Genomic DNA, 13,600 nt, shown 5'->3' with positions numbered 1-13,600 from the left:
TAAAAGATGAATGAAGTCGCTCACGCTTTTAAGATGCTCTCAATGTCAGTTCAGTGTCAAAAAGTGCTTTTAACGTTTTTAACTTTTTACATTTAAAGTTAAGTTTTTGATTTTTAGGTGCTTATATTATTTTTGATCTTCTCATTTTGAAGTCGCCAGATTGCTGTAGGGAAAGTTTTTTAGTGCGAAAAAAGTTTGTCATATTTGCCTCGTCCAAACATTGTTTCAAGTTCCTGCCATGTCCTAGTTAGCGAATTTGAAAATGGAAAAAACTAAAAAATATAGGGGTTAAAAATGTCTTACCTAAAGAAAAGCCTACTTGCTACGGCAATCACAGGCATGATGTTCAGTGGTGCTGCATTTGCTGATGGTGCAAACAGTGACGCAGCAAAAGAGTTCCTAACCAAAGATTCATTCTCTTATGAAGTTTACGGGATTATCGCGATGCAGGCCGCGTACCGCGATTACGATTCTGGCAACAAAGCAACGGACGATGATCTAGGTGGCATGCAGCTAAACAACGAATCTCGCATCGGTTTCCGTGGTAAAAAACAATTTGCTAACTTCGGTCCTACTTTTATTTGGCAAATCGAAGGTGGTTACGTTGACCCTAGCTTTGGCGGCGAGGGTGCAGGTCTTGGTGAACGTGACACATTCGTCGGTTTTGAAAGTGCATCTTGGGGTCAAGTTCGTTTAGGTCGTGTATTAACACCGATGTACGAATTGGTTGACTGGCCTGCATCTAACCCAGGTCTCGGTGACGTTTACGACTGGGGTGGTGCAATTGGTGGTGCTAAGTATCAAGACCGTCAATCAAACACCATTCGTTGGGACTCGCCAATGTATGCGGATAAATTCTCTCTAGATATCGCGGCTGGTGCAGGTGACAAAGCGGGTCTGGGTGAAGGTGATGACTACTGGGGTGGTATCGCAGCGCACTACAAAATTGGTCCAATTCAGTTAGATGCCGCATACGAGGGTAACCGTAACATTAAGATGGAAGGCCAAACGTGGGAAAACAACACATACTTGGTGGGTGCTCAAGGTTGGTTTGATAACGGTATTTCTTTCTTCGCGCAATACAAATACATGGAAGCTGACGCAAGCAACGGCGTGAGTGAGAAGCAAGACGCAATGTCTGCCGCTATCATGTACACCACAGGTGATTGGCAATACAAACTGGCTTACGCAGCGAACTTTGATCTAGAGCGTGATGGTAAGACAATTAACGATACAGCAGACGATGTACTATCTGCACAAGTTATGTACTTCGTAGACCCATCGGCAGTGCTTTACGTACGTGCTCGTACTCTAGACTTTGGCGACGGTGCGTCTCAACTGGATAAACCAACAGAAGGGCGTTGGAAATCTGCGGACTACGATGAGTTCTCTGTGGGTGTTGAATATTACTTCTAATAAAGAAGCAGCTACAAGGGCGGAAACGCCCTTTTTGTCTTGATACTGATTCAAATAAGCCTTTGGAATGACTGGCCTGTAAGTTTCAGAGGCTTATCTAAATTGGTATAAAGTGAGAAACCACGATGAAAAAAACAACGACACTTCTCGGACTTTGCGCAATGCTTTCTGCGCCTGCTTTTGCTGCTCAACTGACTCTGCAAGCTGAACTGGTTCCTCGCGTTCTCAACGGTGAGTTCGTGTACCCTGAGTGGATTTCCAAAAATAACAGCATCGAGCTGAAGGACGGGGAAAATCAGTTGGCGGTGACGGTTGGACAAATTGTCTTTGAAGATGGCAAGCGCCGTAAGTTCGATTCGCAGCCACTGGTATTAGAGTTTGAAGCAGAAAAAGACGCCGAACTATCGCTGACTTACAAAGCGTTCCGTACCATCGAAGAAGCGAAAGCTTTTGAACTCGATCCAAAAGTGGTATTGAAAGACAAACACGGAAAAGAAGTGGCATTCTCTATGGTTCAACTTCGTAAAGGTGGCTTGCAAGGTTTTCGTGATTACGAGCGAGAAGTGGCTGACTATAACAATGCAATGAACAAAGAATCGACCAAGGCAAGCATTGCGTCTTCTCCGGCGGAAACCAAAACAATCAAAGCATCGTTTAATGAGTTAAGCCGTGAAGAGCAGCAAGAATTTATGCAATGGGCGATGCGTAACCTGAAGTAATTTCGTTCTGCACTTTAACAGTAAATAGGAGGGCAGCACCTTTATTGGTGCTGCCCTGTTTGTATTTCTGGTGTCAAACCGATTGTAGAATTGACTTACGGTGGTAAAATGTCGCCACTTTTATCCTTGACATTACAACGAGAGATCTCTCGTTGCTCATTACCCCTAAGGAACTCAAATGACGGTTAAAACTCGTTTTGCTCCTAGCCCAACTGGCTATCTACACGTTGGTGGTGCGCGTACTGCACTTTACTCTTGGCTATACGCTAAAAACCAAGGTGGTGAATTCGTTCTACGTATCGAAGATACAGACCTTGAGCGTAACTCTCAGGAAGCGGTTGATGCAATTCTTGAAGGCATGGAATGGCTAGGCTTGGAGTGGGATGAAGGTCCTTACTACCAAACTCAACGTTTTGACCGTTACAACGAAATGGTTGATAAGCTTCTTGCTGAAGACAAAGCTTACAAATGTTACGCGTCTAAAGAGCTGCTAGATGAAATCCGTGCAGAGCAAGAAGCAAACAAAGAAATGCCTCGCTACGATGCTAACCATCCAAAAATCAAAGCAGCAAACGAAGCGGCAAAAGATGGCGATCCATGTGTTATCCGTTTCCGTAACCCGAAAGAAGGCAGCGTAGTATTTGATGATCAAATCCGTGGTCGCATTGAAATCCGCAACGATCAAATGGATGACCTAATCATTCGTCGTACTGACGGTTCACCTACTTACAACTTCTGTGTAGTAGTGGATGACTGGGACATGGGTATCACTCACGTTGTTCGTGGTGAAGACCACATCAACAATACGCCTCGTCAAATCAACATCTACGAAGCACTAGGTGCACCAGTACCAACGTTTGCGCACTGTGCAATGATCTTAGGTGATGACGGTGCGAAACTGTCGAAACGTCACGGCGCTGTATCGGTCATGCAATACCGCGATATGGGTTACTTGCCTGCAGCACTAAACAACTACCTAGTGCGTCTAGGTTGGTCTCATGGCGACCAAGAAATCTTCTCTCAAGAAGAGATGATCAACCTATTCAGCCTAAACGCAGTATCTAAGTCAGCGTCTGCCTTCAACACGGACAAACTGCAATGGTTGAACAACCATTACATCAAAAATTCAGATCCTGCGTACGTTGCAGAGCACCTACAATGGCACCTAGATCAACAAAAACTAGACGTAACGAATGGTCCTGCTATCACTGACGTGATCAAGCTAGTGGGTGAGCGTTGCAACACGCTGGTTGAGCTAGCTGAGCAAATCCGTTACTTCTACGAAGATTTCTCTGAGTTTGAAGCGGGCGCAGCGAAGAAACACTTACGCGGTGTGGCTAAAGAGCCTCTGGAGCTTGCTCTAGCGAAAGCTGAAGCACTGACCGAGTGGACAACAGCAAACATCAAAGATGGCGTTATCGCAGCAGTCTGTGAAGAGCTAGAAATCGGCATGGGCAAAATCGGTATGCCATTACGTGTTGCTGTAACAGGCGGCGGTCAGTCTCCTTCTGTAGATGCAGTAATGGAACTGGTTGGCAAAGAGCGTTGTGTTGCTCGTATTAAGATGGCGCTTGAGTTCATTGCTGAGCGTGAAGCAAACGCATAATTGCTTTGAACTAAACGTTCTTTTGAATAAATAGTCACAAAGCCGCGGTAAACACCCGCGGCTTTTTTGTATCTGAATCCTAGATAATGAGAAATCTTCTCATATGTCGGTGAAGGATGTGGTATTTAGGACCGTAATTCACCTAGGTATGGATAAGATTTTTTAATCCAAACATCGTTGGCATGAATAAAAAACGAGCGATTATATATCAAATATCTGATTGATTTTTATCCACCTTCCTTAAAGTTCCATTTTTTTGTCTCATTTTTAAGAAAAAACTTTGCTTAAGTTGTAGTGTTCCAGAAAATAAAGCAAACGTTTGCGTCGTGATTGTGTGGGGATTTTTTTGCTTAAGATCACATGTTGTTGCGATTTTTGATGACAATAAATTGACAGAATTGGGATTTTTCTCGCGATTTCTTAGCGTTATAGTTCACCCCGTCAGTGATACCGAGATGGCGATATGTATCACTGAACAGGAAATGTACGTAAGTAGCTTCCATAAAAAAAATGCATGTGCATAAAAAGAAGCTGACTAAGTATCTCACTCAAGGAATGAATAAAAAGAATTGAAATACAACGTCAGTCAGACGGCGCATTTCGGCATCTAACAAAAGAACTTCTTTAGAGGAATCAATAATGAAAAAATTAGCAGCGGTAATTTCAGCGTCTCTACTTATGGCTTCAGCAGCACAAGCAGAAGTATACGTTGGTGGTAAGATGGGTAAGTCATGGATGGAAGACGCGTGTGTAGCGGGCCAGGCTTGTGACAAAGACGACTCTACTCTTGGCGCTTTTGTTGGTTACGAAATGAATAAATACTTCGCAGTAGAAGCAGGTTTCGACAACATCGGTGATTTTAACCAAACTTCTTTCGGTGGCCATGTAGAAGCAATCACTCTTGCACCTAAATTCAGCCTACCAATCACTGAAGACATCGCACTTTACGGTAAAGTGGGTGGCGCTTACGTAATGTTTGATGGCAAAGATGATTACTCTTACCTAGGCGCAGCTGGCCTTGAGTTCAACCTAAGCCAAAACGTAACTGCTCGTGCGGAATACCAAACTCTGACTGATATCAGCAACGATGTAACTCGTGCGACAGGTAACACAGCAACACTGGGTGTTTCTTTCAAATTCGGCGGCAACGATGAGCCAGTAATCGTAGAAGAGCCAGTTGTTGTTGAAGAAGTGGTTGTAGAAGAAGTGGTAGAAGAGCCAGTAGTTGTAACGAAAACATTCGAAACTCAAACAATCGGCACTGGTAGCTTCGATCTAAACAGCACAACTCTAAAACCAGAGAGCGCTGCAAAACTTGATAACCTAGTTGCTTTCCTAAACGAGCACCCACAAGCGAACGTTGAAGTTGTAGGTTACACAGATACTTCTGGCCCAGCAGCTTACAACCTAAAAGTTTCTGAGAAACGCGCGGAATCTGTAGCTAACGCACTTGTTGAAAAAGGCATTGATTCATCACGTATTCAAGCGCGTGGCGAAGGTGAAAACAATCCAATCGCTTCAAACGACACTCGTGAAGGTCGTCAGCAAAACCGTCGCGTAGAAATCGTTGTTCCAGAATTTGAATACCAAGTTCAGCAATAAGCTTCTATCCGACCGTAGTATAGAAGACTAAAGCTGAAAGCCCCAAAGAGTTCGCTCTTTGGGGCTTTTTCATTTCTATTTGAAACGGACTGAAAAGTTAAAAACGGTAAACATCACTTGAGGTCAATGCTGTTTAAGCGCCCCATGAACGTTAGGATTTCCAAGTTGTCTTTATGTGCTTCTAACAACGCTTTTTTGGTTTGCATGTAGGCGGCAAGCTTGCCGTATTTACTAATAGAGCGAACCACCGTTTTGTATTTGTAGTCACCGTCATCATTGAACTCTCGCCACTTAGCGATGTAACACGTATCTCGGTTATCTGGGTTTTCAAGAGTGGGGTTAGGCTTGTGAACAATTTTTGGCTCAACGCTGTGTGGAAGTCTGGTCATGAGGTAAGGATCCTTCAAAAGACGTCGCCAAAATTTGCCCCACATTTGCCGGCCTAATTCGTTTCTCAGCTTAATGGCTTTTTGTAAGCCTTTCTTTTCTCCAATACGAACAAACCCAACCGAGCGGTGCAGTACCGTGTCCTCGGGGGTATGGATATGAATCTTAAAGGCAGTCTTGCCTTTAGAAATAAAGCGGTGTCCAGTGTTAGTTATTAAATTGCTCTTAGACATAGTGCTAACTAATAATTTTATTAATAGCTAAAAGGGTAAGCAAAACTCATAGATAATTAAAGTAATAAAATACAAAACTGTAAATAGGGCTTGTTGAAATGATTTCAAGGGGAAGAGGTCGGAACAGTAAAAGGTTTTATCTCGTCGAGTAAAGGAGCGAGGTGATCATATTGATTACTGAGGAAATTGTTTCACACGTTACTTGGAAACGCTCTGTGAAGCTCGAAATAGTGGATACAAAAAAGCCTTAGCTCAAGTGGGAGCTAAGGCTATGATATGGCGCCCCCAGTAGGATTCGAACCTACGACCTGTCCCTTAGGAGGGGACTGCGCTATCCAGCTGTGCCATGGGGGCGTAATACCAATAGTTGCAGTTCATTGAACCGTTTTACTAAATGCAAACCTAGTAACTTTGTTTAGGTCTTTATCAGTATCACTTTGAACGACTCACTACGGTCATTGGTATAATCAAATAAGATGCGCTGCCTATGATATTCAAAAGTGAGCATATCTCAAGACTTAATGTTTGCTTTTATAGGATCTTGTTCATTACGTCGCCAATTTGAACACTAGACGCTAAATTTGGCTGATCAATCGTTAGCTCGGCTTCGTGTTCGTATATACGTGATACCGTCAATGTAATTTCGCTTTGCGATACTTTGTTTCTTGGCAATCCATTTTGGTCGATAAACGACGCGGTGTGCCAAAGCTGCAATTTGTCTCCCTCTTTTACGCCATGCATACGGCCGAGATCCATCGTTACCGTATTGCCGAAGACTGCGACGACCTCTGGCAGCGTAATTTTGCAAGACAGCTCTGACTCTAGATCCAGCATTATATTGCGACTAACGCGTAGCATCATCTCGCCATAGGTAGACGCCCAAAAGCGCGCACTGCGAGTATCTACTTGGCTCGTTTTGGCAAATGGCCAACGCGCCACTTCACGGTAGGCTTTGTTGAAGACTTCATGGCCAGTTTTACCATCAAATACTTTCATCTCTAACGCAAATTGACGATTGATGATGTCATCTTGCAGTAGTTGAGATTCGACCGTCGCAGTGAGATCGGTAATGACTCCCCCAATGATGTATTGTGCGCCGTTATCTTGCGCGATCATTTGAGTACGAGCGGGATAGTTACTGCTAATTGAATAGTCCGTTGTACCCACAGACGCAAAGCTGCGAGAGGTTTGATCCAGCTGGCGATTCACCACGCGGCTAAAATCGTCACCCACTTGGTAAATCTGTCCCATCACCGCTTGTTGTGGTGAGGCAACCTCAATATTGCCGACAAGGATCGTCTTTTTGTATTGATCGGTGTGGCAACCCGTTGCCGATGGATAAATATCGACGCGAATTTTTACCTCGACTTTACCTCGACGTTTACGCTCAGACTCGACCAAAATGTAACGGACTTCATGGTTGGTAAACTGGTACTCGTTACGGCTTTCCTCTAACAGCGGCATCAAATTGCTAATACTGCCAATATCTGCGCCCGAAAAATTGACGGCTTTGAACAGCGCGTCTTCCAACGCATGGAGCCTTGCCGTCTCTTCTGAAGAAACGATAGTGGCAACGCCTGTTACTTCATACCAAGATGCCATTACTTTAAAAGGCACAAGCATCACTAAAGTGATTAAAAACAGACTGTTTAATATTTTTTTCATTGATTACAACCGTTCGGGTATAAATATTGCTTTAACAATTTCAGTGAAGTTTGGTGGATTTTTCTTCGTTAGGCAAACAAAGAAAAGCAAAGACTGTTCCAATATTCACTTTCTTAGAAAGGAATTAATCAAGAACGGTATCACCTAAGATTATCTGGAGAATCAAACCATGAAAAAGTGGCTTGTCGCCGCATCGATGATGACGCTTCTGACATCGTGCGCGTACTCACCGATTTACAATGGTAAAGAACCGTACTCGGGAAGCCAGTTCATGCTGATGGATAGTCCACGTCATACGATGGACTTTTTCATTGAAAGCATGACCGAAGACCTGATGGTTTCTAATGTGGCGGTATCTGCGCGGACACCGATTGCGATTACCTCGTTTGTTGATCTACAAAATATGGATGCAACAAACTGGTTAGGTAACTCGGTCTCGGAAGGTTTTATCCATCAGTTCCAGCGTCGAGGGTTTAAAGTGGTTGATTTCAAAACTACGGGCTCTATCCAAGTGACGCAGCAGGGCGATTTTGCTTTAAGCCGTGATTGGCAAGATCTGGCGCAAGAGCAACAAATTCAGTATGTACTGACCGGCACGATGCTGCGCCAAGAGGGCGGGGTTCTGGTCAATGCACGTGTGGTCGGTATGCAGAGCCGTGTGGTTGTAGCAACGGCGCAGGGTTTCCTTCCGGCTGACCGTATTGGTCGTGACTTAGATACGTTAAACAGTATCCGTACGCAAGATGGCGTGTTGATTCGCTCAGACCCAACCATTCGTCAGCCGTACACTGTGATTCTGCGTCCATAGGATAGAAGCATGAAGAAGTTATTATTTATTATTGCCACACTGATATTAGTGGGGTGTCAGCCACTACAACAGATGCGTCAAGATGAAATCTTAGTGGCAGTGGGTTATGCGAGTGTCAGTGAGCAAACTGGCCGCACAGTAGAAGAGAAGCGTGTACGAGCGATGCGCGCATCAAAAATTGATGCATATCGTGAGCTAGCAGAACAAGTGTATGGCATGCGTGTTAGTGGACGTGCAGAACTGCAAGACCAGCGTTTGGGTATTGAAAGTACCACTGGTGCGGTCGATGGTGTAATTCGTGGTGCAGAAGTTGTACGTAGTTATCTTGTTGAAGACAGTTACGTGACAGAGTTGCGTCTGGATATTCGTAAAATGGATAAGCTACGTGATTACGGAGAAGTTCAACAGGTGCCTGAGAAGCGTCAACAAACCTTGTTCTAATGCACTAAGCGCATTACTTCAGAAGAACAGATAATCTTTCCCGCGGCTGATTGGCAACAATGAGTCGCTTTTTTATATCTACATTCTAGAGATGGTGGGGCAGGAGTGACGTTTAGGCTTTTATATTGGTGCCAAGTGTCGAAATAGTATGGGTTTTGCCACCGGCATTGTAGGTCATGCCCACTTTGCCATGAGTTCGCTGAAGCATGTTATTGAGTTTATTGAAACTCAGCTGTGCGCGACTAAGCGATTCACCATTTACTTTGTTGACTTGTTGACAGTCGAGGACGATCGATTGGATTTGAGCAACAACCTGACTTAGGTGCTCATCTTCAGTAAGTTGATTGACGTGCGGGTGAGAGGCGATTCGCTGATCAGTTGTTCTAAGCTGATCAATGAGTGTCATCTTCTGTTTGGCAATACTCTCAATCTCGGTAGAGACACGCGCAGTTATCGCTTGTGTTTCTTGACGCAAAACAGCAGAAAGTGCCTTAGCATTTTCTAGTTGGAAATTGACGAGATCGACTAATGCTGCCATAAAATACTTACCTTCGGCCTAAGTCAGTTAGCTTTTGCCTTGCAATTCGTTTTCAAACTTAATCATGTTGTCAGCCAATTTTTCAGGATCGACTTTGTATGAACCGTTTGTGATTGCTTCTTTGATTGCCGCGACTTTGGCGCTGTCATAGGCCGGAGAAGCTGCCATATCTTTTTGGAGTTTGCTAACGGCTTTGCTTTGCTGGCTGAGTGATACAGCGTCTTGTTGTGCGGGTGCTTTTTTCGATTCAGTCGTGCTGGTAGCATTGGAATCGTTACGCGCAGGTGCACGACTTGTCGTCGTCATCATTTGCCCTGAACGTATATTATCTATACCTGCCATGTTTAACCTTTGCCTTGTATCGTAATACTGGTATCCAGACTATCGACCAGTGCAAAAATAACTTTAGTCATTTTTTGCATTTTTATTGATCAGTTTAAACACGCTACCAGTGGGTGTTAAAAATTAACAGTGATTTCCGCAATGCCAGTCACTATGCCTTCTATTATACGCTGTGACTTATCATTTTTCACTCTTACTTGATCGCCAGCCGCACCATCTTGCAATGCTGTGCCTTGCGTGGTGATTGTCATGCCAGAATTCACCGCTTTAATTGTGACCTTTTCATTCCGGCAAACGACACAGACATCATTACGTTCAACAACATCACCTAGGCGAACGTTGCGTTTTAGCTTTGCGCCAACCACTTGATCGTAGTTAGAAAAGCCATCTTTGCGAAAGCGCTGCAGCTCGATCATAGAAGTGGTGACATCCGACGCGCTGACGATTTCTCCTCTCCCTAGTGTTCGTGTTGCGACGATCATTGGCACTGATACCGAGATCCGTACAGGCACATAGACTTTCCAGTCATCCGATGGGCATTCCACTAGAACATTGATGTTGCTTCGAGTACTGCTGGTGGAAGAAGCTGACGTATCCAGGGGCACTGGGCAATCCGTTGCTTTTATTCTCGAGTCGATATCTGCCGCATTAACAGATAGCTCGCCACCATCAGGCTGATCAACTGTAGCAAGAATATGTTGTTCTGCTGCCGTTTTTATTTGCTCGATCTGATTATCTGAAGCTGAATGAACAAAAAAGCTAAACATACTGAGCAAAATGCCGATAGACTTAGCGTACTTTGTAATTAGCGCTCTACATATTGTCATAGTCAATGGTGTCGAAGTGAAAGTGAAATACGCCATACTGTCTCCCTGGTATCGTGCTTGCCAGTGGTAGAGTATCATTTAAAAACAAAAAGTTTGAGATGGAGATGAGCATATGACGGGGATTCTTGACTCGGTGAATCAGCGTACGCAACTCGTCGGTCAGAACCGATTGGAATTATTGACCTTTCGACTGATGGGCCGACAGCGCTACGGCATTAACGTATTCAAAGTGAAAGAAGTACTGCAGTGCCCTAAGCTGACTTCAATGCCAAATCTACACCCGCTGGTAAAAGGTATCGCTCATATCCGCGGCCATACCGTGTCCGTTATTGATTTGAGCTTGGCAATTGGTGGCCGCCCAACCACTGATCTGGATAAATGTTTTGTTGTTATCGCAGAATTTAACCGTACGATCCAAGCATTTTTGGTATCATCGGTTGAGCGTATTATCAATATGCATTGGGAAGCGATTTTGCCACCGCCAGACGGTGCGGGTAAAGCGCACTACTTGACCGCAGTGACGAACATCGACAACGAGCTGGTTGAAATCCTTGACGTTGAAAAAATCCTGGCGGAGATTGCGCCGGTTGATGAAACGATGGATTCCGCTATCGGTGAAGAAATCGCGCAAGCAGAACAAGAAAAGCCTATTGTACGCCGTATATTGATTGCTGATGACTCGACTGTCGCGCGTAAACAGGTAGAGCGTGCGATTACATCAATCGGTTTCGAGGTCGTATCTGTCAAAGATGGCAAAGAAGCGTACAATAAGTTGATTGAAATGGCTCAAGAAGGCAATATCTACGATCAAATTTCGTTGGTTATTTCCGATATTGAAATGCCAGAAATGGACGGCTATACCTTAACGGCTGAAATTCGCAGACATGCCGATTTGAAAGACCTTTATGTTATCCTCCATTCTTCATTAAGTGGTGTATTCAACCAGGCTATGGTTGAGCGTGTAGGTGCCAATACCTTCATTGCGAAATTTAACCCAGATGAATTGGGTAACGCGGTTAAATCTGCATTAACACAATAAAAGAGACATTAATGACTGCTATTACAATCAGTGATCAAGAGTATCGTGACTTTAGCCGTTTTCTAGAATCGCAATGTGGCATCGTGTTAGGTGATAGCAAGCAATACCTTGTGCGTAGCCGACTGAGTCCTTTAGTGACTAAGTTTAAGCTCGCATCGTTATCAGATTTGCTACGTGATGTTGTTACAGGGCGCAATCGTGAATTACGAGTGGCCGCTGTGGACGCGATGACGACTAACGAAACTTTGTGGTTTCGAGATACTTATCCGTTCACAGTTTTAGCTGACAAATTATTGCCAGAAGTAGCGGCAAGCAAGCGCCCAATCAAGATCTGGTCTGCAGCCAGTTCATCGGGCCAAGAGCCGTATTCTATTGCAATGACGATTCTGGAAACGCAACAGCGCAAGCCGGGTTTGTTACCAAACGTGTCTATTACAGCAACAGACATTTCAGCAAGTATGCTCGAAATGTGTCGTGCAGGTGTGTATGACAATTTGGCTCTAGGGCGCGGACTTTCACCTGAACGTCGCCGCACCTTCTTTGAGGGTGCGGACGGTGGTCGTATGAAAGTCAAAGACAACGTCAAACGTTTGGTGAACTTTCGTCCACAAAACTTGATGGACAGTTATGCACTGATGGGTAAGTTCGACATTATTTTTTGTCGCAACGTGCTGATTTACTTCTCACCGGAAATGAAATCAAAAGTGCTTAACCAAATGGCGAGCAGCTTAAACCCTGGTGGTTATCTGCTGTTAGGGGCATCAGAGTCGCTAACTGGCCTGACTGATAAATTTGAAATGGTGCGCTGTAACCCGGGTATCATTTACAAGCTTAAATAGCGGTATCTCTTCATTGATAAAAAGCCTGACCTCGTGTCAGGCTTTTTTTGTTTGCTGGTTTCCTACCTTCGAGTATTTCCACGTTTTCACTCGCTAAATTGAAGCGCGATTTTGCCTTGTTCCCTCATCACGGTGTATCTTTATTAAGTGAACAAAGTGAAACGACATGACATTCCAGTCACTTTGGCTCACTTATTGCTATTCCAATGGGTGATAGCTATTAAGTAGATAGAGCGCTTTATATTTTTGGCATGATAGTTGCTTTTTGGTTATCAATCACGGTCAGTTCTTAATTGTAGAGGCAAACATGGCTATATCTTTTGACAATGCACTAGGCATCCACCAGCACACGGTGGGCGTACGTGAGCGCAATGCTGAGGTGATTTCCACCAACATTGCACAAGCCAACACGCCTGGTTACAAAGCAAGAGGTTTAGACTTTGCGAAGGAATTGCAAGCGGCAACATCTGGGGCAAGCATTGGTCTTAGTCGTACGGATGGTCGGCATATTCCTGCCACTACAACGTTGGTTGGGGACAAGCTATATCGTCTTCCTACGCAACCTGATACGGGTGATGGCAATACGGTTGATTTGGATTTAGAGCGTAACTTGTTTATGCAAAACCAAATCAGACACCAAGCATCACTCGACTTTCTAGGCAGCAAATTCAAGAACTTAACCAAAGCAATCAAAGGGGAATAATTTAGATGAGCTTATTTAACGTTTTCAATGTGACAGGTTCCGCAATGAGCGCTGAATCCGTTCGTCTGAACACTACCTCAAGCAACTTGGCGAACGCCGACAGTGTCAGCAGCTCTGCGAAAGACACTTATAAAGCGCGCCATGCTGTGTTTGGTGCTGAGTTAAGTAACGCCATGCGTGGCGGTGATACGGTGCCAGTGAAAGTGATGGGTATTGTAGAAAGCGATAAACCGCTGAGTGCGGAGTACAACCCAGACCATCCCCTTGCAAACGAAGAAGGCTACATCTACAAGCCGAACGTGAATGTAATGGAAGAAATGGCGAACATGATTTCAGCTTCTCGCGCATACCAAACTAATGTGCAAGTGGCTGATTCTAGTAAACAAATGCTGCTGCGTACGCTGCAGATGGGTCAATAAGGATAAGGAGGTAGCG

15 protein-coding genes and 1 tRNA gene are annotated in these 13,600 nt (G+C 44.4%); 10 read left to right on the top strand and 6 right to left on the bottom strand.

Going from position 1 to position 13,600, the window contains the following annotated elements:
• Window positions 1-294 precede the first annotated feature (294 nt).
• From chiP to B7360_RS05850, 4 genes are all read left to right on the top strand, one after another.
• Window positions 295-1,416 carry a chitoporin gene (chiP, locus tag B7360_RS05865; protein WP_085342939.1) on the top strand — a complete coding sequence of 374 codons (1,122 nt, stop codon included), beginning with the start codon at window positions 295-297 and terminating at the stop codon, window positions 1,414-1,416.
• Between the two features lie 125 nt (window positions 1,417-1,541).
• Window positions 1,542-2,135, top strand: a complete 594-nt coding sequence (locus B7360_RS05860) for a DUF2057 domain-containing protein (protein ID WP_012842058.1) — start codon at window positions 1,542-1,544, stop codon at window positions 2,133-2,135.
• A 178-nt stretch (window positions 2,136-2,313) separates the two neighbouring features.
• Entirely contained in the window at window positions 2,314-3,741 is a 1,428-nt protein-coding gene (gltX, locus tag B7360_RS05855) for a glutamate--tRNA ligase (protein WP_046874282.1), read from the top strand.
• A 639-nt stretch (window positions 3,742-4,380) separates the two neighbouring features.
• Window positions 4,381-5,343, top strand: a complete 963-nt coding sequence (locus B7360_RS05850; RefSeq protein ID WP_006743033.1) for an OmpA family protein — start codon at window positions 4,381-4,383, stop codon at window positions 5,341-5,343.
• Window positions 5,344-5,456: 113 nt separating this feature from the next.
• Here B7360_RS05850 and B7360_RS05845 read toward each other — a convergent pair whose 3' ends face one another.
• The 3 genes from B7360_RS05845 to B7360_RS05835 all read right to left on the bottom strand — a co-directional run bounded on the left by B7360_RS05845 (window position 5,457) and on the right by B7360_RS05835 (window position 7,628).
• Window positions 5,457-5,963, bottom strand: coding sequence for a hypothetical protein (locus B7360_RS05845; protein ID WP_031780328.1), 507 nt, complete (start codon window positions 5,961-5,963; stop codon window positions 5,457-5,459).
• Window positions 5,964-6,240: 277 nt separating this feature from the next.
• A tRNA-Arg gene (locus tag B7360_RS05840) sits at window positions 6,241-6,317 on the bottom strand.
• A 177-nt stretch (window positions 6,318-6,494) separates the two neighbouring features.
• Window positions 6,495-7,628, bottom strand: a complete 1,134-nt coding sequence (locus B7360_RS05835; RefSeq protein WP_085342937.1) for a flagellar assembly protein FlgT — start codon at window positions 7,626-7,628, stop codon at window positions 6,495-6,497.
• Window positions 7,629-7,797: 169 nt separating this feature from the next.
• Between B7360_RS05835 and B7360_RS05830 the strand changes: the two genes are divergently transcribed.
• The gene (locus B7360_RS05830) at window positions 7,798-8,436 is read left to right on the top strand and encodes a FlgO family outer membrane protein (RefSeq protein WP_005382013.1); all 639 of its coding nucleotides are present in this window, start codon (window positions 7,798-7,800) and stop codon (window positions 8,434-8,436) included.
• A 9-nt stretch (window positions 8,437-8,445) separates the two neighbouring features.
• On the top strand, window positions 8,446-8,877 hold the full coding sequence (flgP, locus tag B7360_RS05825; RefSeq protein WP_005393144.1) for a flagellar assembly lipoprotein FlgP: 432 nt from the start codon (window positions 8,446-8,448) through the stop codon (window positions 8,875-8,877).
• 112 nt (window positions 8,878-8,989) lie between these two features.
• Here the strand turns inward: flgP and B7360_RS05820 are convergent, their stop codons facing one another.
• The 3 genes from B7360_RS05820 to flgA form a co-directional block, all read right to left on the bottom strand.
• Complete coding sequence (locus B7360_RS05820) at window positions 8,990-9,415, bottom strand: flagella synthesis protein FlgN (RefSeq protein ID WP_046874280.1); 426 nt, start codon at window positions 9,413-9,415, stop codon at window positions 8,990-8,992.
• Between the two features lie 27 nt (window positions 9,416-9,442).
• On the bottom strand, window positions 9,443-9,757 hold the full coding sequence (gene flgM / locus B7360_RS05815; RefSeq protein ID WP_005382018.1) for a flagellar biosynthesis anti-sigma factor FlgM: 315 nt from the start codon (window positions 9,755-9,757) through the stop codon (window positions 9,443-9,445).
• A gap of 116 nt (window positions 9,758-9,873) precedes the next feature.
• Window positions 9,874-10,620 (bottom strand): flagellar basal body P-ring formation chaperone FlgA, encoded by a 747-nt coding sequence (gene flgA, locus B7360_RS05810; RefSeq protein WP_085342935.1) that lies wholly within the window; start codon window positions 10,618-10,620, stop codon window positions 9,874-9,876.
• 76 nt (window positions 10,621-10,696) lie between these two features.
• On the opposite strand from flgA, the gene B7360_RS05805 reads away from it, so the two are divergent.
• From B7360_RS05805 to flgC, 4 genes are all read left to right on the top strand, one after another.
• The gene (locus B7360_RS05805; protein ID WP_005382022.1) at window positions 10,697-11,623 is read left to right on the top strand and encodes a chemotaxis protein CheV; all 927 of its coding nucleotides are present in this window, start codon (window positions 10,697-10,699) and stop codon (window positions 11,621-11,623) included.
• A gap of 11 nt (window positions 11,624-11,634) precedes the next feature.
• Window positions 11,635-12,462 carry a protein-glutamate O-methyltransferase CheR gene (locus B7360_RS05800; protein ID WP_085342933.1) on the top strand — a complete coding sequence of 276 codons (828 nt, stop codon included), beginning with the start codon at window positions 11,635-11,637 and terminating at the stop codon, window positions 12,460-12,462.
• Window positions 12,463-12,769: 307 nt separating this feature from the next.
• Window positions 12,770-13,165 (top strand): flagellar basal body rod protein FlgB, encoded by a 396-nt coding sequence (gene flgB / locus B7360_RS05795; RefSeq protein ID WP_005382026.1) that lies wholly within the window; start codon window positions 12,770-12,772, stop codon window positions 13,163-13,165.
• Window positions 13,166-13,170: 5 nt separating this feature from the next.
• Window positions 13,171-13,584 (top strand): flagellar basal body rod protein FlgC, encoded by a 414-nt coding sequence (gene flgC, locus B7360_RS05790; RefSeq protein WP_005393132.1) that lies wholly within the window; start codon window positions 13,171-13,173, stop codon window positions 13,582-13,584.
• The last annotated feature ends 16 nt before the right edge of the window (window positions 13,585-13,600 follow it).

It is taken from the genome of Vibrio sp. ArtGut-C1 (genome assembly GCF_002105475.1).
Classification (GTDB): Bacteria; Pseudomonadota; Gammaproteobacteria; order Enterobacterales; family Vibrionaceae; genus Vibrio; species Vibrio diabolicus.
This window is presented reverse-complemented; position numbering and strand designations above follow the sequence as displayed.